The organism is Sulfurimonas sp. (genome assembly GCF_028694895.1).
Classification (GTDB): Bacteria; Campylobacterota; Campylobacteria; order Campylobacterales; family Sulfurimonadaceae; genus Sulfurimonas.
The window spans coordinates 1-21600 of record NZ_JAQVKA010000013.1 but is presented as its reverse complement, the minus strand read 5'-3'; the positions used below and the strand labels follow the sequence as shown (position 1 = coordinate 21600).

The 21600-nt window shown below is 34.7% G+C and carries 25 protein-coding genes; 6 read left to right on the top strand and 19 right to left on the bottom strand.

Annotated features, from left to right (window positions below):
- Positions 1–40 precede the first annotated feature (40 nt).
- From PHI38_RS03305 to PHI38_RS03255, 11 genes are all read right to left on the bottom strand, one after another.
- Positions 41–472, bottom strand: a complete 432-nt coding sequence (locus tag PHI38_RS03305) for a hypothetical protein (protein ID WP_299852822.1) — start codon at positions 470–472, stop codon at positions 41–43.
- 2 nt (positions 473–474) lie between these two features.
- Complete coding sequence (locus PHI38_RS03300; RefSeq protein ID WP_299852819.1) at positions 475–768, bottom strand: hypothetical protein; 294 nt, start codon at positions 766–768, stop codon at positions 475–477.
- 3 nt (positions 769–771) lie between these two features.
- The gene (locus PHI38_RS03295) at positions 772–1161 is read right to left on the bottom strand and encodes a chaperone NapD (RefSeq protein WP_299852816.1); all 390 of its coding nucleotides are present in this window, start codon (positions 1159–1161) and stop codon (positions 772–774) included.
- A gap of 24 nt (positions 1162–1185) precedes the next feature.
- Entirely contained in the window at positions 1186–2136 is a 951-nt protein-coding gene (locus PHI38_RS03290; RefSeq protein WP_299852813.1) for a WD40 repeat domain-containing protein, read from the bottom strand.
- Positions 2136–2618, bottom strand: a complete 483-nt coding sequence (locus PHI38_RS03285; protein WP_299852810.1) for a ferredoxin-type protein NapF — start codon at positions 2616–2618, stop codon at positions 2136–2138. Before PHI38_RS03285 ends, PHI38_RS03290 begins: the two co-directional genes overlap by 1 nt.
- A complete protein-coding gene (locus tag PHI38_RS03280; protein ID WP_299852808.1) occupies positions 2618–3328 on the bottom strand; it encodes a nitrate reductase cytochrome c-type subunit in 711 nt (236 codons plus the stop codon). The genes PHI38_RS03285 and PHI38_RS03280 overlap by 1 nt, the downstream gene beginning before the upstream one ends.
- Before the next feature lies 1 nt (position 3329).
- On the bottom strand, positions 3330–4157 hold the full coding sequence (gene napH, locus PHI38_RS03275) for a quinol dehydrogenase ferredoxin subunit NapH (protein ID WP_299852805.1): 828 nt from the start codon (positions 4155–4157) through the stop codon (positions 3330–3332).
- Positions 4157–4945: a ferredoxin-type protein NapG gene (napG, locus tag PHI38_RS03270; RefSeq protein WP_299852802.1), complete on the bottom strand. Its 789-nt coding sequence runs from the start codon at positions 4943–4945 to the stop codon at positions 4157–4159. The genes napH and napG overlap by 1 nt, the downstream gene beginning before the upstream one ends.
- 52 nt (positions 4946–4997) lie before the next feature.
- Entirely contained in the window at positions 4998–7820 is a 2823-nt protein-coding gene (gene napA, locus PHI38_RS03265; protein WP_299852799.1) for a nitrate reductase catalytic subunit NapA, read from the bottom strand.
- Positions 7821–8052: 232 nt separating this feature from the next.
- Positions 8053–9060, bottom strand: a complete 1008-nt coding sequence (locus PHI38_RS03260; RefSeq protein ID WP_299852796.1) for a type IV pili methyl-accepting chemotaxis transducer N-terminal domain-containing protein — start codon at positions 9058–9060, stop codon at positions 8053–8055.
- On the bottom strand, positions 9061–9726 hold the full coding sequence (locus tag PHI38_RS03255) for a Crp/Fnr family transcriptional regulator (protein WP_299852793.1): 666 nt from the start codon (positions 9724–9726) through the stop codon (positions 9061–9063). It abuts the gene before it with no gap.
- Positions 9727–9847: 121 nt separating this feature from the next.
- Between PHI38_RS03255 and PHI38_RS03250 the strand changes: the two genes are divergently transcribed.
- Positions 9848–11104: a diguanylate cyclase gene (locus PHI38_RS03250; protein ID WP_299852790.1), complete on the top strand. Its 1257-nt coding sequence runs from the start codon at positions 9848–9850 to the stop codon at positions 11102–11104.
- On the opposite strand, the gene gdhA is transcribed toward PHI38_RS03250, so the two are convergent.
- The 6 genes from gdhA to PHI38_RS03220 all read right to left on the bottom strand — a co-directional run bounded on the left by gdhA (position 11105) and on the right by PHI38_RS03220 (position 17134).
- On the bottom strand, positions 11105–12457 hold the full coding sequence (gene gdhA, locus PHI38_RS03245; protein WP_299852787.1) for an NADP-specific glutamate dehydrogenase: 1353 nt from the start codon (positions 12455–12457) through the stop codon (positions 11105–11107).
- Between the two features lie 121 nt (positions 12458–12578).
- Positions 12579–12917 (bottom strand): translation initiation factor, encoded by a 339-nt coding sequence (locus PHI38_RS03240; protein WP_299852784.1) that lies wholly within the window; start codon positions 12915–12917, stop codon positions 12579–12581.
- On the bottom strand, positions 12914–13756 hold the full coding sequence (locus PHI38_RS03235) for a DUF5718 family protein (protein WP_299852781.1): 843 nt from the start codon (positions 13754–13756) through the stop codon (positions 12914–12916). Before PHI38_RS03235 ends, PHI38_RS03240 begins: the two co-directional genes overlap by 4 nt.
- A 42-nt stretch (positions 13757–13798) precedes the next feature.
- Positions 13799–15403 carry an ABC-F family ATP-binding cassette domain-containing protein gene (locus PHI38_RS03230; protein ID WP_299852778.1) on the bottom strand — a complete coding sequence of 535 codons (1605 nt, stop codon included), beginning with the start codon at positions 15401–15403 and terminating at the stop codon, positions 13799–13801.
- Positions 15404–15488: 85 nt separating this feature from the next.
- Entirely contained in the window at positions 15489–15629 is a 141-nt protein-coding gene (locus PHI38_RS03225) for a hypothetical protein (protein ID WP_299852775.1), read from the bottom strand.
- A gap of 8 nt (positions 15630–15637) precedes the next feature.
- Positions 15638–17134, bottom strand: a complete 1497-nt coding sequence (locus PHI38_RS03220; protein WP_299852772.1) for an FAD-dependent oxidoreductase — start codon at positions 17132–17134, stop codon at positions 15638–15640.
- 77 nt (positions 17135–17211) lie between these two features.
- Here PHI38_RS03220 and PHI38_RS03215 point away from each other — a divergent pair, with 77 nt between their 5' ends.
- The gene (locus tag PHI38_RS03215) at positions 17212–17628 is read left to right on the top strand and encodes a GNAT family N-acetyltransferase (protein ID WP_299852770.1); all 417 of its coding nucleotides are present in this window, start codon (positions 17212–17214) and stop codon (positions 17626–17628) included.
- A 66-nt stretch (positions 17629–17694) separates the two neighbouring features.
- On the opposite strand, the gene PHI38_RS03210 is transcribed toward PHI38_RS03215, so the two are convergent.
- Entirely contained in the window at positions 17695–17913 is a 219-nt protein-coding gene (locus PHI38_RS03210) for a cold-shock protein (protein WP_011373133.1), read from the bottom strand.
- Positions 17914–18140: 227 nt separating this feature from the next.
- Between PHI38_RS03210 and PHI38_RS03205 the strand changes: the two genes are divergently transcribed.
- Together PHI38_RS03205 and PHI38_RS03200 are read left to right on the top strand one after the other, a co-directional pair.
- Positions 18141–18683 (top strand): hypothetical protein, encoded by a 543-nt coding sequence (locus tag PHI38_RS03205; RefSeq protein WP_299852758.1) that lies wholly within the window; start codon positions 18141–18143, stop codon positions 18681–18683.
- Positions 18684–18689: 6 nt separating this feature from the next.
- A complete protein-coding gene (locus PHI38_RS03200; protein ID WP_299852755.1) occupies positions 18690–18893 on the top strand; it encodes an RNA-binding S4 domain-containing protein in 204 nt (67 codons plus the stop codon).
- Here the strand turns inward: PHI38_RS03200 and PHI38_RS03195 are convergent.
- Complete coding sequence (locus tag PHI38_RS03195) at positions 18890–19600, bottom strand: DUF445 domain-containing protein (protein ID WP_299852752.1); 711 nt, start codon at positions 19598–19600, stop codon at positions 18890–18892. The two genes, PHI38_RS03200 and PHI38_RS03195, sit on opposite strands and share 4 nt — an antisense overlap.
- Positions 19601–19684: 84 nt before the next feature.
- Here PHI38_RS03195 and PHI38_RS03190 point away from each other — a divergent pair, with 84 nt between their 5' ends.
- Both PHI38_RS03190 and PHI38_RS03185 read left to right on the top strand, forming a co-directional pair.
- Entirely contained in the window at positions 19685–20158 is a 474-nt protein-coding gene (locus PHI38_RS03190; RefSeq protein ID WP_299852750.1) for a hypothetical protein, read from the top strand.
- Positions 20159–20167: 9 nt separating this feature from the next.
- On the top strand, positions 20168–21600 hold a 1433-nt coding region (locus tag PHI38_RS03185), incomplete at its 3' end, for an efflux RND transporter permease subunit (protein WP_299852747.1).

The following is a 21600-nucleotide window of genomic DNA, read 5'->3' as shown; positions in this document are numbered from 1 at the left end:
ATAATAAAACAATTGACAATAATATTATATCCGCTAAGTTTTAAAAGTTATAGCTATAACTCCACCCTGTTAAACTCTTCTCTTTTGCTTCACTAAAGTTATCAGAATCTGCTAAAAAATCCATAACAAACATAGTTCTATGTGGGATTGAATTTACATCTTCTTGCTTTATCAAAAGAAGTGGCATATGAGTTTCGTGAACACCACTTGAAAAACCAACTGGCATAAGTTGGCTCATGATTTCTTGCGGATTTGTTATGCTATTTTCAATTAAAAATTTTCCAAATATTGCCTCTTGAACATCTTGTGGAAATTTCTCTTGTGTATTTAGAAATATCGTGAAATGAATAGGACTCTTCTTAAATTGGTCAGGTGCAGGGGCTGCCATAATTATATACTCAACTCCCTCTAGATGTTTATCTATAGCATCAGCATCAAGATACTCTAGTGATTTTATAGCTTTTGCTTCCAAAATCAAACTCCTTCTTTTATAAGACTCTCACCTGTCTCTTCTTCAATCTCTCTTTGAAGTTTTGACATCTCAAACCTTATAGTGTCCATCACATAAGGAGGAACATTCATATCTTTATCCCATTTTACTTCAATGTTTCCACCATAAGGTGCGCCAAGCTCTTCGATTTTTTTAGAGTATTCTTGTAAATCTGCGCAGATTTCAATTTTCTCCTCTATAGCGTCTCTTAGCTCAATGTACCAATCTTCTTTGCTACCTTGCGCCATTTTTATAGTTGATTCAAATATTGCAGACATAATCTATCTCTTTGTTTCATCAAATTTTTTAGTAAACGACGCTAAGTCATCTTTTTTCTTCAAGTCGCCGTTATATACGATATTTGAAGGATCAACATTGTCATCGTTTAAGATTTTTGGTACAACATTTCCGCCTTTAATAACTTCCATATGAGCATCTAGTTCATCTTCACTATAAGCCATCTGCATATCCGCCGTTACTACATGAGGAATCGCTTCAATGATTTTTAGCTTTTCAAGCTCCTCAGATACACCAGCACCCTCGATAGTGATAATGATTCTGCCTAGTTCATCATGCATATGATAGTCACATGCTTCACAATCTTTAAGACTTTTAACAACTTCATCCAAATACTTTGGAACTGTTTTTACTACTATGCTTGAGATATTCATATATTTTTCCTTTTAAATTAAACTTTATTTTATACTATATTGATTAACGACTTTATCATCGCTGCCTACTAAAAAGTCATTTTCACTAATAAAAAGTATCTTTGAGAGAGTCATTTTATTTCCCCCAAATTTACCAAGGTTTGCTTTTGTTATGGTGTTTTGAAGTGTTACATTGTTGTTTTCATCAGAAGCATAGCCAACTATTTTTCCACTTGGAGATAATCCTACGCTATATATTAGAAATTTTGACTCACTGTAATACGCTGAGTTGAACTTAGGAGCATATATAACCATTCTTCTATCTTGTCCAGCAGTTGCGATAATGCCTTTTTTATAGTCTACTTGAAAGACATTATCTAGGTTTTGATCAGCTAAAAGTTTTAGAAACAATCCATCTTTTGTAGAGTGTATCTTCAAGTTTCCACTCTCATCTGCTACGACAACTTCACTTCGCTCTTCATTTAAAACAAAGTCTGAGAACTTAGCACCCGAGACTTGAATAGAGTAGTTTTGTGAATTTTTTGCTATATCATAAGAGATTAGCTCGTTGCTCAGTAGCGCTAAGAGTAAGGTATTTGCATCTAAAAACTTTGCTTTTGCAACGGTGAGTCCTTTTGAATAATCAAAGAGAACTCTTAAGACACCGTTTTGATAGATATGAACTCTTCTAAAGCCATTTTTATCTTGTGAGAGTAGTAGTATCTTATCTTCTATAGCGTCAACTGAATATACTTTTGAGTCTATAGTCTCACCCATAAAATCTAAAATCTTCTTAACTTCAATTTTATTTATTAATTTTTTTGTCTCAAAATCAAATATATCTACGCTACTTGCATCAGTTGCACAGTATAGCTTGCCATCTTTATAAAGCATATCCACAACAGAGCCACTTGCAACAAAGTGCGCTATTGGTTCTTTTATAGTTGTGGCAAGAAGAGAAGATAATAAAAAAGCAAAAATTAAAAATAGTTTCATTAGAGCACCTTTATATCAATTGCGTCAGTTGGACATTTGCTGATGCAAAATCCACATGAGGTACATTTAGCGTTTATCTCTGGCATAAACATAGCTTTAAAGTCTATGGCATCGTCTAAACATGGGTCTTTGCATGAAAAACACATGGTATGATTCCAACTTAGACATTTGTCTTTGTTTATTGTAATTATTGCAGATAGTTGCTTTTTATCTTCTAATTTTAAAACACCAAACTCACAAGCCTCAGCACACTTGTCACAGTAGGTGCAACCACTATATGAAAACAGTATGTATGGTGTTTTATCCTCTGCTATTTTGATTATATCTTCTTCGCAAACGGTGGCGCACACTCCATCACATCTGTTACACTCTTTGTGAAAAAGAGACTCATCACCAAAATATGGTGGTCTTAGAAACTTCTCTTGCTTTTTTTCACCTTTTAGTGAAGAAGCAAGAGAGCCAAATAGCTCTCTTCTTTGCATTAGTGAGCTGAGCCGCCTAAGCTACCAGCTTTAGAGTTTTTATTTGCCATGTCATCTTCTGTTATGAAGCTTGGACCGCCAATAACTGTATTTAATGATTTAGTATACTTGTCTTCATCCCAACTTGATTTGCTTGCACCATCTTTTGAGTTATAAACAGCCTCAAAAGTGTTCTCTACAGGTAGATTCCCTTGAGATTGTGGAGCATGACACTGAGTACAGTTAAATCTAGCATACTGAAGTTCACTCTCTTTAACAATTTTTGTCTCATTTTTATAGTTATCAACTGGATTAACTACCTCACCATTTACAAGTTTAGCTTTTGGTCTAAAGTCTGTAAAGTGTGAAACAGGAATTGGAGTAGCACCCATTGCCCCTGCGATTTCAGGCATGTGACAAGTTACACATCTATTATCTTCTGTTTTAATTGGAAGCATTCCAACTGTATCGTGAGGAATCATAGGTGGTGCATCTTGAAATGCTCTTTGTATCTTTGTACTTGTAGTAGCTTGCGCTGTTCTGTACTCAGTCTTTGCAGCAACAGTAGCATCTTCAGTGTATATATCAGTATTTCTTAAACCCAAAGACTCTTCTGTTACAGTTTTTGCCACAATATTTTGTGGAGTAGATTTAGCGCTCTCGCTCACACAACCAACCATTAGTAGTGCAGCAGTAACTAAACCAATCGTTATTTTACCCATTGCTTTCATTTTACTCTCCCGATTTATTATTTTTTACTAGTTTTCTGATTGAAAAATTAAGAGCATTATCATCACAAGCTTCTATACATCTAGCGCAGTTTGTACACTCCCCTGAAAGAACAGGAATGCTCTCTTTGCCTATCATGTAAAGAACTTGCGCCTCAGGACAAACAACCTTGCACTTCATACATTCAGTGCAATTCTCTTGAGTATGATGTACTCTAATCAAACTAAATTTACCAACAAGTGAATAAAATCCACCAAGCGGACACACATGCCCACACCAACCATTTTTCAAGACTAAAAGGTCAAAAAGAAAAATAATGAGCACTGCTGCCCATCCAAAACCAATACCAAATATTATGCCTCTATGAAGCATAGATATTGGTGATATAAACTCAAATGCTGTTACACCCATAGCAAAAGATATAATCAAGCTAAGAGCTAAGACCCAGTAACGCATATTTCGCGTTGCCGGTTGTTTTTTTGCAAAATTATCAACACCAATTTTTCTTCTCAGCAGTGCTGCCGCGTCAGTTACTATGTTAATTGGGCAAACCCAACTACAAAAAGCGCGACCACCAACTACAAGATAAAATATAGTGATAATAAGAGCACCTATAACTATATCAGTAGCTATAACAGCGCCAGCTGCAATCATCTGCAATACTGCATATGGATCACTTAAAGGAACAGTTTTAAGAAACGATGATGAGCTAAGATTTCCCATCAAAATAGTCCAACCCCAAGCATTAGCACCAAAATATAAAAATAGCAAACCAATTTGAGTTGTTCTTCTAAAAAATAGATAACGATATTTATTCCAAAGAGTACTCATTAGTATAAATCCCCCGCATCATTTAAAGAGTCAATCGCTTTATCTTTGCTTATCTCTGTTTTTGTTTTTATCTCAGTAGCATCCTCTAGACGCTTCTCATCGTTCTTATCCCAACCTTTTATGTAATAGTTTCCAGCCTTACCCATTGCAACTTCTTTTGGAAGTACAAAGATAGAAGCCTTTTCAGTTACACAAGCCTTTTCACAAAGTCCACAACCAGTACACGCATCAGCATGAACAACAGGTGTTAAGTATGCATGTTTTCCAGTTCTTTCATTTTTGTTGTATTCAACACTTATGGCTTGGCCTAAAATAGGACATGCTCTATAACATGCATCACACTGAATTCCCCAAAAGGCTATACACGTCTCTCTGTCAATTACTGCAAGCCCCATCTCAGCTATAGTGATATCAAGTTTGCCATTAGTTGTAACACTAGCTTCATCAAGCGCACCTGTAGGACATACAGGTACACAAGGAATATCTGGGCACATATAACAAGGAACATCTCTAGGAATAAAGTATGGAGTTCCTAGAGGTTTATGATCACCTGGTTTTGCAAGTAATAGAGTATCGTATGGACAGGCTTCAACACAAAGCCCACATTTGATACATGTTTTTAAAAAATCTTCTTCTTTGATGGCACCAGGTGGGCGAAGCATGAGTTGTGAAGCTGTTACTTCATCAACATAGGCACTCCATATAAAGCCACCCAGAGCAGCTATTCCAGCTCCTCTAGCCATTCTTAGAATAAATTTTCTTCTATCACTTTGCGATTTATTATTCATCTTCTTTAGATGGCCATTAAAACAAAAGCCATCTCTCCTTTACTTCAGTTGGTTATGCTTTGTAGATTTTTACAGCACATTTTTTAAAGTCAGTTTGACCTGACATAGGACATGTTGCATCTAGACAAACTTTGTTGATAAATACTTTTTCATCAAACCATGGAACAAAAACTAGTCCTCTAGGAGGTCTGTTTCTACCACGAGTCTCTACTCTAGCTTTTACTTTACCACGGCGAGATTCAACCCAGCATAAACCACCTTGCTTAAGCTCTTTTGCCTCAGCATCTTTTGGATGCATATAACATAGTGCTTCTGGAACAGCGCGATATAACTCAGGTACACGCATAGTCATAGTTCCTGAGTGCCAGTGCTCTAAAACACGACCCGTACATAACCAAGTGTCGTAGTTTGTATCTGGCATCTCTGGTGGATCCATATACGGACGAGCAAAGATTTTAGCTTTATTTGCTAATGATTTTGCTTCAGTATTTTTATCCATACCTTTTAAATCACCGTGTTTTAGGGCTTTTGCAATAGTTCCGTAGAATGCGTGTGAGTTACCGCTCTCTTTTGTAGCTTTTGCAGCGTATGGATCATACTTAGCATTAAATCTCCACTGAGTCTCTTTTCCATCAACAACTGGCCACTTAAGACCACGAACTTTATGGTACATATCAAACGGTGCAAGATCATGACCATGCCCACGAGTAAACGCAGCATACTCTTCAAAAAGATACTTTTGAACAAAGAATCCATAACCCTCAAATACTTTTCCATCACTTCCAACAACTTTACGTGAGTCTCCGTAACCTTCAGTATTATCATAACCTTTTTGAATTGGGTCATTTTGATCAAGTTTGTAAGATTTTGCAATATCATTAGCAAAAAGAATTTCAAACATAGTTGTATTTTCGTTATATCCCATAGCTTTTGCTTTTTCTATAACGCTTGGAAGTGCATCTTTTCTCGAGCCAGATGGTGCCCACTCACCCCATACATCTTTTACTGTAAATCTTTTTGAGAGCTCAATCCACTGCCATGTATCACTCATAGCATCTCCAACTGGAAGAACTTGCTGTCTCCAGTGTTGAGTTCTGCGCTCTGCATTTCCATAAGCTCCCCACTTCTCATAAATCATAGCAGAAGGTAAGATAAGATCTGAAACTTTTGCAGAGATACCTGGGTATCCATCAGAAGTAACGATAAAGTTATCCATCTCACGTGCTGCTTTAATCCAGTGGCTAGCACTTGCTGTATCTTGATAAGGATTACAAACATTTACCCAAGCAAATTTGATTAAACCATCTTCAATATCACGGTGAATTCTCATAATATCTTGAGTTCCAACAGGGTTGATTGTTCCCTCAGGAACCATCCACTTGTTCTCAGTGATTTTTCTGTGTGCTGGAACAGCAACCATCATATCAGCTGGGAGTCTATGTGTAAATGTACCAACTTCACGAGCAGTACCACAAGCTGAAGGTTGTCCTGTTAAAGAGAACGCTCCAGAACCTGGAACTGCTTGTTTATTTAGCATAAAGTGAACGTTATAAGAGAGTGTATTTACCCAAGTACCACGCGTATGTTGGTTCATACCCATAGTCCAAAAAGATACAACTTTTCTATTTTTTTCAATATAAAGGTTTGCTAATGCTTGAAGTTTATTTTGGAAAAGTTCCATATTTTCATCAGGGTCACCTTTTACGATAGCTGCTGTGTACTCAAGTGTATATGGCTCTAATGATTTTTTATAATCTTCAAATGAGATTTCCCAGTGCCCTAAAGTTCCTTTAGTGTGCTCCATAGTATCGCCAGCTTTGTAACCGTATGGCTCTAATGAAGGTCCCTCTTTATTTGAGACAGTAGTTTTCATCTCTTTTGAGATTGTTTCCATCTCAAGAGCTGTATATTTACCCTCTTTGATAGACTTCTCATCACTTCTTCTCATACCATAACCAATGTTTACAGGTCCAGCTGCAAAGATAGTGTGTTTTTTTATGAAATCCCAATCAATGATTCCCTCAGCCGCATCTCTATAAACTATCTCTCTAGCAATGTAGTTCCAAAGAGCTAAGTCAGTGTTTGGAGAGAAGATAATCTCAATATCTGCAATATCTGAAGTTCTGTGTGTATAAGTTTGGATAGATACAACTTTAACGCGATCTGGATCAGATAACTTTCTATCAGTTACTCTCGACCATAAAATCGGGTGCATCTCTGCCATGTTTGAACCCCAAGATACGATAGTATCCGTTAATTCAATATCATCATAACAACCAGAAGGCTCATCAACACCAAATGTTTGATAAAAACCTACAACAGCTGATGCCATACAGTGACGAGCATTTGGATCAAAAGCATTTGAGCGGAATCCGCCTTTCATCATCTTTTGAGCTGCGTAACCTTCCATGATTGTATATTGCCCTGAAGCAAAAACACCAACTGACTCTGGTCCACCATGTTTTAGAGCTTTTTTGATGTTTAATTCCATCTCATCAAAAGCTCTACTCCAAGACACAGGAGCAAATTTACCTTGTTTGTCAAAGTTTCCATTTGCATCCACACGAAGCAGTGGTTGAGTTAGTCTATCTGCACCATACATAATCTTTGCGTTAAAGTAACCTTTAATACAGTTAAGACCACGATTTACTGGAGCCGCTGGATCTCCCTTAACAGCAACAATTTTACCGTTTTTTGTTGCCATCATAATACCACAACCTGTACCGCAGAAACGACAAGCTGCCTTGTCCCATCTCCAGTCTCCCTCAGCTGTAGCCGCTGCTGCTTCTAGCTCTGCTGGTACACTCATACCAATAGCTGCTGCTGCAGATGCTGCTGCTGAACTTTTAAGAAATTCTCTTCTTGAAAGTGACATATTTTCTCCTCTTAAATGATTTTAGAAACACGAATTTTGTGAGTTAATAAACATAATTCTCTTGTTAAGGTGCCCATTAACAGAATAAATATTAGCACTTTGGGGTTATTAAATCTTTGACTTAAGTCATAAGAGTAGTTTTTTCAATTAAGATTAAATTAATGTTGATAAAGATGTAAATATAAGTAACACTTAGAATCAAGATAAGTAATAAAAATCTATTTTTTAAAGATTATTTTAAATCTTGGCAGCTTTTTATTAGTTTATCTAGTTCTGATTTAAGATTAGAGAGTTTTTTTGTTGAGCTAATTAGCACTTCTGTGGACTCTATAACCATGTCTTCGCTGTTATTTAAATGTGCTGAAGCAGAAGAGTTGCCTTTTATCTCTTTTAAAATAACATCAAATTCATCTGTGAGTTCTTCGAGTTTAGATGAAGCTTTTTGTGATTGAAGAAGTGCTTCATTTGAGTATTCAACTGCTGAATTTATCTTATTTATAAAACAATTTATGGTATCACTTACCTCTTTAATCTCAACCTCACTCTCCGCTTCTATCTTTATAGCAGAGAGGTTAGAGATATCCTCATGATCAACTAGCATCTTAGAGTATTGCATAAACGAATCAACATGTGATTCGATAGATTTTAACTGTGCAAGAGAGTATAAAAATAGTAAAAACAGAACAAACCCAGAAGTGTATTGAAAGTTTTTTATAAAGTTTGTTTTCTCTTCACTATGAAGAGTATAAAGCGTAACTAAGATATCAACATTTTTAAGAAGCACGCTATTATCTTTATAGATAAATGCAACAATTTTGTCTATGCTTTCTTGATCTTGAATCTCTGCATTTTTTAAAAGTTTAAAATTTTGGACATTCTCATAAAATTCTCGCCATAACTTATCTACTTCTGAGATTTGTGTAGAAATTTCATAAGAGTGAAAAGGAGATATCTCCTTGTTAGAATTACCAAATTTTAGGGTATTTAATCCATCTATAAACTCGTTGCATGCACTATCAAGCTCGCTAAAGTCGTGTGAAAGCTGGTAGTGAGTATAAAAAATATTTTTTGAAATCTTTTGCGTTAGCATTCTCTGTTTTCCAGCAATGTTTATAACAAGAGCATCTTTCATATTTTGATGGTTTAGGTATATGGTTGTGCCTATAACAGAAGCTATAAGAAAGATAAGCATGGCTCCAATGAATTTTATTTTTGTACTTATTTTATATGACTTTATCATTTATAGGCTACCTTTGTATGCGCTCTTTAGCATCTCTTTGTTTAGGATAATAACGTTTGAATTTTCGATATCTATAATGGCGTTTCTTTTGAGTTTATTTAAAACTCTAGATAGTGTCTCAGGCTGAATATGGAGCATAAAAGAGACTTCATGTCGCTTTAATGAGTTAAACATTTTTAAGTCATTATGCAAGGTAAATGCCACTTTTGCAGTAGCATCAAAAACAAGTTCTCTATTTACAACACAGTGAAGTTGATGTGTTTTTAAAAGAATCTCATTTATAAACTCATTATTGAGTATGTTTTTTGATAAGAACTCTTTTTTAAACTCTAAAAAATCAATCTCTAGTATGATGCTCTCTTCTACAAACTCTGCATTAGAAAAGCAGTGAATCATATCATTATGCAGTGTTGTGAGCTCTGAGATTAGTGAGTCTTTATAAATATAATAAAGAAAGATTTCATTTTCAAATTTATCAATTTTATAAACTTTGATAAGACCTTGGACTAGAAAAAACAGCTTATTACTAATATCATCTTCATAATAAAGAATAGAGCCTTTTGAATAATTTGTTACTTTTGAAATAGAGGCGATAACTTTTAATTTTTCATCATCTAAAGAGCTGAAAAAGGGAAGTTCTTTGATGTAATTTAATTTTTCGATCATATTTATTTTTACTCTTATTTCATAGATGATGAATTTTAGCACAAAAGAGGTTGATTCTATAAAAATAGTGCTTTATTGGCATAGCATTTGCTCTAGTTTAAAGATATTTGTAGGGAGCTAAATGAATTTTATAGATACTTTGAAATTAAGAAGCAAACTATTTTTTATATTTAGTATCCTTTTTATTTCATTACTACTAATTGGTATCATGGGTACAATAAATATTAACTCTATGAAAAAAAGATTTGATGCCCTATATTTTGGCTCATTTGTGCCTGTAAATGAACTAAACACAATCCTTCAAACATATCATGGTAATTTAGTAAACACAATCTATAAAGCAAAAGACATGAAAATCTCTCTAGATCAAATTAGGTCTGAAATCAAACTATCAGTAGAGACAATTGATAATGAGTGGAAAAATTATGAATCTCATTTTAAGCGAGATGAAGAAATCGTTTATGTAGACTATGTGGCAAGCGAAATTCAAAATACAAATAATTTTTTCCTTAGCATATATAAAGCTTTAGATAATGGACAAGATATAAGAAATCTATCGCTAGAGCAGCTAGAGAGAAAGGTTACATATATAAATAATGTAATAAAAAAACTTCTTACTTATGAGATAGATATGGCAAAACATGAGAGAAAAAACTTTTTACTTATATATGACTCTTCTTTATACAAAATAGGAACTTTTTTATTGATTATTATTTTTGGTGTTATGGTTGTCTCATTTTATGTACTAAAAAGTATCCAAAGTGATCAAAGCGCACTAGAAGCAGCAACAAAAAAACTAAAACTTGCAAATAAGAGATTAGAGAATGCTTCATACACCGACTCTTTAACATCTCTGCACAATAGAAGATATTTTAATATGGTTTATGAGCGAGAGATAAAAAGGGCAAAAAGAGATTGTAGATATATTACTTTTATGATGCTTGATATTGACTACTTTAAACAGTTCAATGATACTTATGGGCATATAAGAGGTGATGCTGCACTAAAGAGTGTAGCAAACGTTTTCAAAGGACTTTTAAAACGTCCTGGCGATTTTGCCTTTAGACTCGGTGGTGAAGAGTTTGGAATTTTACTTACAGATACCTCAGAGATAAACAGTACAACAATTGCGGCTAATATATGTAGCGCAGTAAGAGAGCTAAAAATAGAGCATAAAGGTTCTAAGATAGATAAGTTTTTAACGATCTCAATCGGAGTCTCTTGTTGTATAGCTGATAGTGCTTTAGATGAGGAAGTTCTTATAAGTAAGGCTGATGAGATGCTCTACAGCGCAAAAGAGAGTGGAAGAAACAGATATAACATTACCACGCATGTAAGCGTGGCAACTACACACAAACTCGAAGTTGAGAGTGCTTAATTAAACTAATCCTTGTTCAATCATAGCGTCTGCTACTTTTCTAAATCCTGCAATATTTGCTCCAAGAACTAGGTTAGTAGGCTCACCAAATTCAGCCGCAGTTGTACTTGAATTTATATAGATATCTTTCATTATTTGAGCTAGCTTTGCATCAACTTCTTCAAATGACCATGTTATTTTAGCTGCATTTTGTGCCATCTCAAGCTGACTCGTAGCAACTCCACCAGCATTAGCAGCTTTACCAGGTCCATAACAAATTTTTGCTTCTATAAAAAGTTCCATAGCTTCATGAGTTGTAGGCATATTTGCGCCCTCACTAACACAGATACAGCCACTTGCAAGAAGGTTTTTTGCGTCTGTTATGTTTAGTTCGTTTTGTGTTGCACTAGGAAATGCTGCAAAACAAGGTACGTTATAAACAGCATTTGTACCCTCAGGGTAAGCTTCTATTGGCGTATATTTTGCTGTTGGTACATATTTTACATACTCACTTAGTCTTACTCTCTTTACCTCTTTTAAATCTTTTAAAAGCCCTAAATCAATACCTGCTTCATCATAAATCATACCATTAGAATCACTACATGTAATAGGAAGTGCACCTAGTTGGTAAAGCTTTTCAATAGTGTATATAGCAACATTTCCGCTTCCAGATACTACACATCTTTTACCCTCTAGAGTCTCACCTCTATCTTCTAACATGTATTTAGCAAAGTAAACAGTTCCATAGCCAGTAGCTTCAGTTCTTGCTAGTGAGCCACCCCATTTGAGAGATTTTCCAGTGAAGGCTCCCTCATATTTGTTAGCAAGTTTTTTATACATACCAAACATATAACCAATTTCTCTACCACCTACACCGATATCTCCAGCAGGAACGTCTGTATTTGCTCCAATATGTCTAAAGAGTTCGCTCATAAATGCTTGACAAAATCTCATGATTTCATTATCAGATTTACCTTTAGGATTAAAATCACTTCCGCCTTTTCCTCCACCGATTTGAAGCCCAGTCAAAGCATTTTTAAAGATTTGCTCAAAACCTAAAAACTTGATAACGCCTGCATTTACACTTGGGTGAAATCTTAAGCCGCCCTTATATGGCCCTAGAGCTGAGTTGAACTCTATTCTAAACCCCTTGTTTACTTGAATAACCCCATTGTCATCTAGCCAGTTTACACGGAAAAGTATTTGGCGTTCAGGCTCTACTATTCTTTCAATGATTTTATGTTGCGTATATTTTGGATACTTAGCCATTAGAGGTCTTAATGACTCTAGAACTTCTTGAGCAGCTTGGTAAAACTCTGTTTGTGATGGACTTGTTCTCTTTAGGTATTCAAATACCTCTTTAACGTATGGCATAAATCTTCCTTTTGACTTTTAAAATTAGTGGAGGCATTACCTCTTCTGGTAAAATGATATCGCAAAAATTATGGGAATATTTAAAAAGATGATTAAATTTTAATCAGTTGAGTGTTTATAGCTATTTTTTAAATCTAAAGTCCTCTTCTTCTAGCAACATCTTTAATTTATCTTTGAGTTCACCTTGAAATTCCATCCATCCATCTTTATATGTACCACCACAGCCAAGCTTTTTTTTTAAATTTTTCACAAGATGTTCTGAGATATCAGTGCTCAAATGAAACTCTCCAACAAGAGTAACAGTTTTTCCTCTTCTTTTCTCTTTTTTAAAGACTAAAAAATGTTTTGATGGTTTTAGTATATCATCTGATATTTCAGATCTTCTCTCGCTTTTTATTTCTGCCCAGCCATCTTCTATTTCTGCTCCTATAAAAAGGTCCAGTTTTGTTCCTCTACTCATATAACTACTTTTTGTTTTAGGAGGCTTATGTTTGAGTAGTCAAAGGTGTTGTTTTTGATACTCTCTATGATGTTCTTTAAAGATAAAATAGTGTTATTATAAAGGATTACAAAAAGCTCATCGCCATCTTTTAAGAAGGTACTCTCTCCATAAGGTGTGTATCTTGTAGCTCCTATACTAATTATGGCTTTACTTGGATTACCACACTCTAAAATATACTCAATCAGTGGCTCTAGTGGACCAAAATCCTCTTGCGTATTTAACTGATTTACTATCCAGTTACTCAGCTTCTCATAAAAGTAACTATAACCAAGCAGCGCTACATCTTCACCATAAGCACTAAGCTCACCATCTCTTTTTAAAAAAGAGCAGATTGAGTAGTTATCCATAACTCCGCCACTCTTAAAGTTATCTATCTTGATTAGATTATCACTTATGCCTTTAGAGTTTGCACCCCAATTTTTCTTATCACTTATCTTAGAAGCACCTGCTATTCTAATAGAGCAGTCGTTATAAGCGCTAAAATGTGTTGGGGTAATCTTTGAGATTTTATTGTTGCTATCATATGTCAAGTCACAAATAAGTGCTACTTCAGGCTCAGCTTGAATGTTTACATTTTGAGAAGGTAATTTTATAGTAGAGCTTGAGAGCGGGTAGGTGGTTAAAATCTCTTTAGCACTTTTGACAGATAAGGGGAGATAAAAAGGGAAGAGCCCTTTTGGCGCTGCTTCATCGTGCGTAATAACATCTTTAAAATCTTCAAGCTCTCCAGCCTGTGCTAAATGAAGAGCAAAGTTTCCAGCGATTCCAAGCCCTAAAAAATCTTTATATTTTTGCATCTAAATCTCCTCTTTGGGCGGTAATCTAAGTTAGAAAAAGCCTTATATAAGGCCTTTTTCTTTTGCCTCTGCAAACTCTTCATAACTTCCTTTGAAGTCAATATAGCTTCCATCAGCTTTAAGCTCAATAATACGATTTGCAAAAGAGTCAAGAAGCTCACGGTCATGTGATACACAGATAACATTTCCCTTAAAGTTGTAAAGAGCTTCACCTAGTGCGATAATCGCCTCTAAGTCTAAGTGGTTTGATGGCTCATCAAGAACTAAAAAGTTTCCACCCTCGAGCATCATTTTACTAAGCATCATTCTATGCTTTTCACCACCAGAGATACTAACTACTGACTTCTCTTGTTGCTCACCGTTAAAGAGCATACGACCCAAACAGTTTCTAATCTCAGCAATATCACGCTTTGAATCAAAACCTCTAAGCCAATCATAGAGAGTTCCATCACCTTTGATAATGTCAGCTGTATCTTGAGGAAAATAGCTACTCTCAATAGTCGCTCCCCAGTGAATAGTTCCACTAGTTGGCTTCATCTCTTCCATAATGATTTTAAGTAAAGTAGATTTTCCAACACCGTTTGGCCCAATAAGTGCAACTTTCTCATCTGGCTCAAATTTTAAATTTATATCTTTTAAAACTTCATTATCACCGTAAGAGTGGTTTATGCCCACTATGTTTAGCGCTTCATCGCCCATAACTCTTTTAGCTTTAAATACTATACTTGGGTCTCTTCTTGAAGATGGTTTTATATCATCAATTACAAGTTTATCAAGTTTTTTCTGTCTTGAAGTTGCCTGTTTTGCTTTAGAAGCATTCGCAGAGAAACGACGAACGAAAGCCTCAAGCTCCTCTTTTTCTTTCTCTTTTTTTGCATTTCCAAGCTCTTGTTGTTTTGCTATAACATTTGCAGCAATATACCAATCATCGTAAGTACCAGTAAACTCACGAATTTTTTGATAATCAACATCAAGAATATTTGTAACAACTGCATTTAAGAAGTGTCTATCATGCGAGATTACAACCATTGTTCCTTGGTGGCGTTGAAGCTCATCTTCTAACCAGCTAATCGTTTGAATATCAAGGTTGTTTGTAGGCTCATCAAGGAAGAGTACATCTGGTCTAGGGTAGAGGACTTGAGCTAGAAGAACTTTAAACTTATCAGCACTATCAAGTGAGCTCATAAGGTCGTTATGCTGAGAAGCTGGGATACCAACATTTTCTAAGATTTTTGCAATATTTATATCATACTCATAAGTTGGATCTTCTTCAACACAGATAACTTCTAAATCCGCTAATCTGTTATTTACTGCATCATCTTCAAAGTCGCCAGTTGCGTAGATTATCTCTTTTTCTTTTATAGCGTCGTAAAGTTTTTTATTTCCATATAAAACTGCATCAGCAATTGTAAAATCTTCATAAGCATATTGGTTTTGTTCTAAAACACCAACTCTATTTGTTTTTGGGATTATTATATCGCCCTCATACTCTTTGATCTGACCGCTAAGTATTTTTAAAAAAGTTGTTTTTCCTGCACCATTTGCGCCGATAAGTCCATATCTTTTATGGCGGTCTAGCTTAAGATTTATATCTTGAAATAGAACTCTATTTCCATAACGCATTATTAAATTTTGTACTGTTACCATTATTTTCTCTTATTTAGGTAAAAGTATGTTCTACCTATTATTTTTTCGCGATTATAGCCAATAGTTGTTTAAAAGCTAATTATGACTATTTTGCAGATTTGTCTTTTGAACGCTCAAATGCATTTGTTATATCACCTGTTATGCTGTTGACTCCAGCGTTAATCTCTTTTGTACTACATCCAAGTAGAAGTAGTGTTAAAACACTCATTAATAATAAATTTTTCATAATTTTCCTTATATTTTGCTATGTGGTGTATTCCAAAAACTCTCATCAGGCTCACCTACATGTAACTCTTTGAGATATTTTTCTTCAGTTCTTCTTATTTCAGCTCTTATTAGATTTACCACTGCTTTTTGTGACTCTATTGGTGCACTAAGTACGCAGTATTCGCCATCTGTAAGTTCGTCATTGAATTTTTGCTCATTAAAATTCTTGCCTAGATATTTTACTATATACTTTAAATCTCTCTCAGCATTACCAAGACATGATGTAGCTCCAGGAGATGGTGTCATGTTAAAAATAACTCCTTCTCCACTACAGATTGAAGCTTCTCCAAGTAAAAGTTTTTGTTGATCTTTATCTAGTACTTGAGGACGAATCCCGCCGAAGCCTTTGGCATATTTGAACTCATCTGCTTTAAGTGATGGGACTATCTTTCTAGCTTCTCTTAAAAATAGATACTTGTTGATAAATGGTATCTCAAAGAGAAAGTTTTTAAGTATATAGTTACGAATATCGCGCTCTCTTAAGAGTTTGTATAATGCCATGGCTATATTTTTATCAAATCTTAGGGTTTTTAAAAACTCTAAAAAAGTACCCTTTTTATAACGCTCTAGCTTTGGCAGCATCAGTGCGGTTGGCCCAAAACGTGTGTTTCCATTAGCTAAAATATCTGGGTCTCCATGAAGAGCAGCAAAAGGGAGTTTTGGATTTTGAATCATATAAACTTTACCATTTAGCATCTTCTCATTTGTCATGTAAAAGCTTCCAGCCACTGGTAAACAGCCAAGATTTAAGCCATATCCCATTTTATGCGCAAGAAAAAGTGAGTGAGCACCAGCATTAACAACTACAAAATCTGCATAAAAAGTACCTTTTTTGCTCTTTATGACATAACCTCTTTTTTTGCTTTTTTTAATCTGCTCAACTTGAGTATCTAAAAAAAGTTCAATATTTTTATTTGGCTCTTTTTTTGCATTTTCTAAAAATGAGTTTGAGAGCTTTTGAAAATCAACTGTTGTCCATTGGTTTATGGCTCCAATGCCTACAATATCTTCTTTACGCTCATCTCCATTTTCATCAAATACAACACGAGGCTCTAGCTCTTTTAATCTCTCTTTATCCCACACTTCAAGATATGGAAACAGCTCAAAGAACTCCTCGTATCTGTGAAGTAAAAACTCTACCTCTTTTTTACCAACCCCAAGAGCCATTTTTTGATGAGAAAACATTATCTTATTTTGATATTGATGCTGCAAACAATACTTCTCAACCATTTTTGCAGTGCGTTTTGTAACTGCGGCTTTTTGAAGTGTATAGTTTGTTTCAATATCTCCAACATGTATAGTTTGAGAGTTACTTGTTGCACATGAGTTTAGGGTGGCTATATCGCCATATTTCTCTACAATCCCAATCGAGTTGATATCTGTGTACCTAGAGAGCTCATATGCCAAGGCAGTACCTGAAATACCAGCACCTATAATTAGAACCTCAAAGTTTTTTGTAGCCATAAATACCTCTATATCTGTTTTATCTGGGCGTATTGTATCAAATAAGTTATAATTCCTCTAATACACAAGGGGTTTGCATGCAGATAAGAGAGCTTGATTTAAAAGAGCTACAAATGGCATATGAAGTTCTCTCTGAGCTTCGCACAACTCTCTCATATGATGAGTTTGAAGATTTGATATATGAGATGAGAAGTATAGAGTATAAGATGTTTGGGGTTATGGATGGTGAAAAACTAATTACATATGCAGGCGTCGCAATTCAGACTAACCTTTATGATAAAAGACATCTTTTTATCTTTGATTTAGTAACAAGTCAGAAGTTTAGAGCTAAGGGTTATGCAAGTATGATGCTTGAGTATCTGTATGATTATGCAAAAATGGGAATGTGCAAAAATATAGTTTTATCATCAGGATTTCAACGAGAAGATGCACATAAATTTTATGAAAATAGTGGTTTTGTAAAAAAAAGTTTTGTATTTATAAAAAGTGTATAAATTGAGTTTAGATAAAGAATAAAAAAGTAGTTTAAAGTTTGCAGGCCTTAGCCTGCAAAGTAAAACCTATAAAGGAGTTACGTTCTCTGCTTGAGGACCTTTTTGACCTTCTCCTAGTTCAAAAGTTACCTTTTGACCTTCAGATAAAGAAACACGACCTGGTCCTGTTCTGTTTACTTGGCGAAAGTGTACAAATACGTCTTTACCGCCATTTTCTTGTTGAATGAAACCATAACCTTTTTCTTCATTGAACCATTTAACTGATCCGTCTAGCAATTCTGCCATGTGTAGTACCTCTTTGGTAAAAATTCACTTTCGTTAAAAAGTGGAGTCAAATTATAGGGAGAGTCGTTTGTCTAGCAGAATATACTATAGATGAACTCGCACACAAAAATCTTTCATCGAGGAGAATTATAACTAAAATTTTATGTTTTGTGTATAAAATTAAAAACTTTAATAAAGCAGTAATAAGCCGATATTATATGTATAGAAATCAAACAAAAGGCTAGATTATGCAAATATCATCAAATGCTAATATACAAAGTACAGCAAAGGCTGTAGTGCCGATAAAGACGGTATATACTGAGAAAATATCAAAAGATGAAGCTAGAGAGATTAAAGAACAAATTACACAAAATGCCAATGCAATTGCCTTTAATTCAGCTTCGATGCAAAATTCACTTCTTAAGGGCGGAGATACATCTGCAAATGATTATGAGTCATTTCAAAGTTTTTTAAAAGAGATTGGATACGATGGCAAGCCAATAGCATCTCTGACTCAAGATGAAGCAAGTGAGCTAGTTAGCAAAGATGGTTTTTTTGGAGTAGATCAAACATCAAAAAGAATATCTGACTTTGTTATAAATGGAGCAGGTGGAGATGAAAAGATGCTTCGTGCAGGACGAGAAGGAATGCTTAGAGGCTTTAAAGAGGCTGAAGAGATGTGGGGAGGCAAATTGCCTGATATATCTCAAGAGACTATGAAGAGAGCTACTGAGATGGTGGATAAAGCAATACAAGACTTAGGTTTTTCAATTATTGATAAAGAGGCATAAAAATAGATGAGATATGAGTTAAAAGATGAGTATATAGAACTTTTTAAACTTCTAAAAGTTTTAGATTTAGTTGATAGTGGAGCCGAGGCAAAAATGATTGTTGCCGATGGACATGTAAGAAATAAAGGCGAAGTAGAGCTTAGAAAAAGAGCAAAAATTCGCCGTGGTGATATTATCGAAGTTGCAGATGTAACTATAGAAGTTTTTTAAAATAAGAATGAGCTAACTACTCCTATCAATCCACCAAAAACTCCACCCCAAACTACTAGCCAAGAGAGATGTTCATGAATTATTTTTTGAATCATCTCCTTTACCATATTGGGTGTGAGTTCATTTAGTCTTGTATCTATAATGTTCTCTATTGATTTTAGTGTATCTTCACTGAGTGATGAGTTTTGTAGGTGGTACTGTAGAGTTTCATTGAAGCTTTGGGTATTTACCATTGTTACAACGGCATCTTTCATCTTTAAAGAGAACGGTTCACGCAAACCCTCTAAAACACTTGCTCCTCCAAACATACCAAGCATCCCGCCAAAAGAAGATTCCATAACTGTATTTTTTAGTGCATCAAAGGCAGGTGAGAAGTCTGTTTTTTGGATAATAGGCGTTAAGTCAATCATTTTTTCTTCATTTTTAAAGAAGTTATCAAGTTGTTCTTGTGTAAAAAACTGAGTCATCATAAGCGCTTTAATGGACTCTTTAAAAGCTTCAAATTTTAAGGCAATAACTCCAGAACCATATAAAAATGGTACTTTTTCAAAAAGCATATGAATTGCAAGTTGATTTGTAAGTGCACCAGAGAGTGCAAAAAGACCGCCATATAGAGCTAAAGAACCAACAGTGCCATCAAATAAAAATGATAAAAAGACAAGTACAACAGCTATTGCGTTTGTTAAAAAAGTTTTAGATAGTCTCAATTTAAACTCCTAATATATAATCAAAGCCAAATTATACTAAAAAGATTTTATAATGGCGTCACCTTAATATATAATGGAAAATTGATGAAACAAGAGAGTTACACGCTTTTTAAGAGCGCGGATATAAAAACTATTTTAGAAGTTTTAAAAAATGAGCTAGTAAAGAGAAATGAGTCTCCATTTTGGAGAGATAGAGTTGTCCCATTTAGTGAGGCAATACTAAGTGTTTTAATCCCTCTTAGAGATGCAAATATGCTCTTTAATCCAGAGGGTCAGGCCCAAAGTGAGCTTACACCAGAGCTTTTTTTTAAATGGACTGATTTAGTAAGTTTAAAAACTTTAGCTTTTAGCATTCAAAAATCAAATGAAGCTGGTATTTTGTTGAGAACTAAACTTGATGATGCAGTATGTAAAAAGTATAAAAAGATAGATCTTAGTCTCTTGGGAGATTATCTCTCAAAAAACAGTATAGATTTGCAAAATGAATCTCTAGATTTTCCAATTTCAAATTACAACCTGCATCAAGGTGTAAGTAACGTTATCAAATCTCTTTTGTAAGACATAAAATTGATAGAATATTTTATAAAAAACAGTAGACTAAATTATGCACTCTTAGTGTTTATTTTGTTTATGGGAATTAACTCTTATATAAATATTCCAAAAGAGATGTTTCCAGATATGGAACTAGATAAGATTAGTGTTATAGGCTCATATAGAGGTGCGAGTGCCAACACTATGGATAAGATGGCAGTTCGAGATATAGAGGATTCGCTTAGTGATATAAATGGTATAGATAAGAGTGAAACTACAATCTCTCCTGGAGCTTTTGCAATAGTTTTAACACTAAGCAAAGGTGCAAACAGAGAGCTAACCCTTAGTCGCGTAAAAGATTCGGTAGCGCTGAGCAGGCAAAACTTGCCAAGTGATATGGATGAACCAGTTACCACACTTTTAGAGAAGACAAAACCTCTTATAAAACTGGCTGTTTCATCGTCTACACTCTCTATAGGTGAGTTGACAGTTATAGCCCAAGATATGAAATCAAAAGTTGCAAAAGTTTCTGGAGTAGGTGAAGTTTTAATTCGTGGTGACTCTGATGAGCAGGTAAGCATAAAAATAAACTCTGAAGCAATCTTAGCTTACGGCTTAGATCATGGAGCTGTTTTAAAAGCCATTGCAAATATCTCGTATATATTTCCAATTGGAGATATTGAGCAAAGAGGAAACTTTGTTTTTGTCTCAACAGCAAATGGTAAAGCAGATGTTGATGGTTATAAAGAGGCCATTTTAAATATAGATAACAGATATGTAAAGCTCTCAGATATTGCTGATATTATCATAGAGTATCCTCAAACAGACACATTAGCTACATATAATGGAAAAAAAACTATCTCTTTAACTATCTCTAAAGGGACAAGTGGTGATGCTATTGTATTGGCTAAGACACTTCAAAAGTATGTCGCAGGGCAAGAAAAAAACTACAAAGATGTAGATTTTACATTTTATGAAGATAGTTCAAAACCTATAAAAGATAGATTAGACATTATTATCTCAAACCTGATGTTGGGTCTTACTTTGGTTTTTATATCTATGTTTATCCTTATAAATCTAAGAATTGCTCTGATTGTGGCACTTGGTATTCCTTTTTCATTTCTTATTGGTATTACTTTTCTCTACTACATGGGATATTCTATAAATGTTATCTCTCTTTTGGGAGGATTAATTGTTATAGGTATAGTTGTTGATGATGCTATTGTTGTGAGTGAAAACATACAACGCTACATTGATGATGGTATGGATAGATATGAGGCAACTATAAGAGGTTCAAAGGAGATGATTCTGCCTGTTACTCTTGCTACTTTGACAACTGTTGTCGCATTTTTACCAATCTTTATGATGCAAGGAGAGACAGCACTTCTTATTTTGCTCATTCCAATCACAGTAATTATAATTTTGCTTGGTTCGCTTTTAGAGAGTTTTTTATTTCTACCACTTCATGC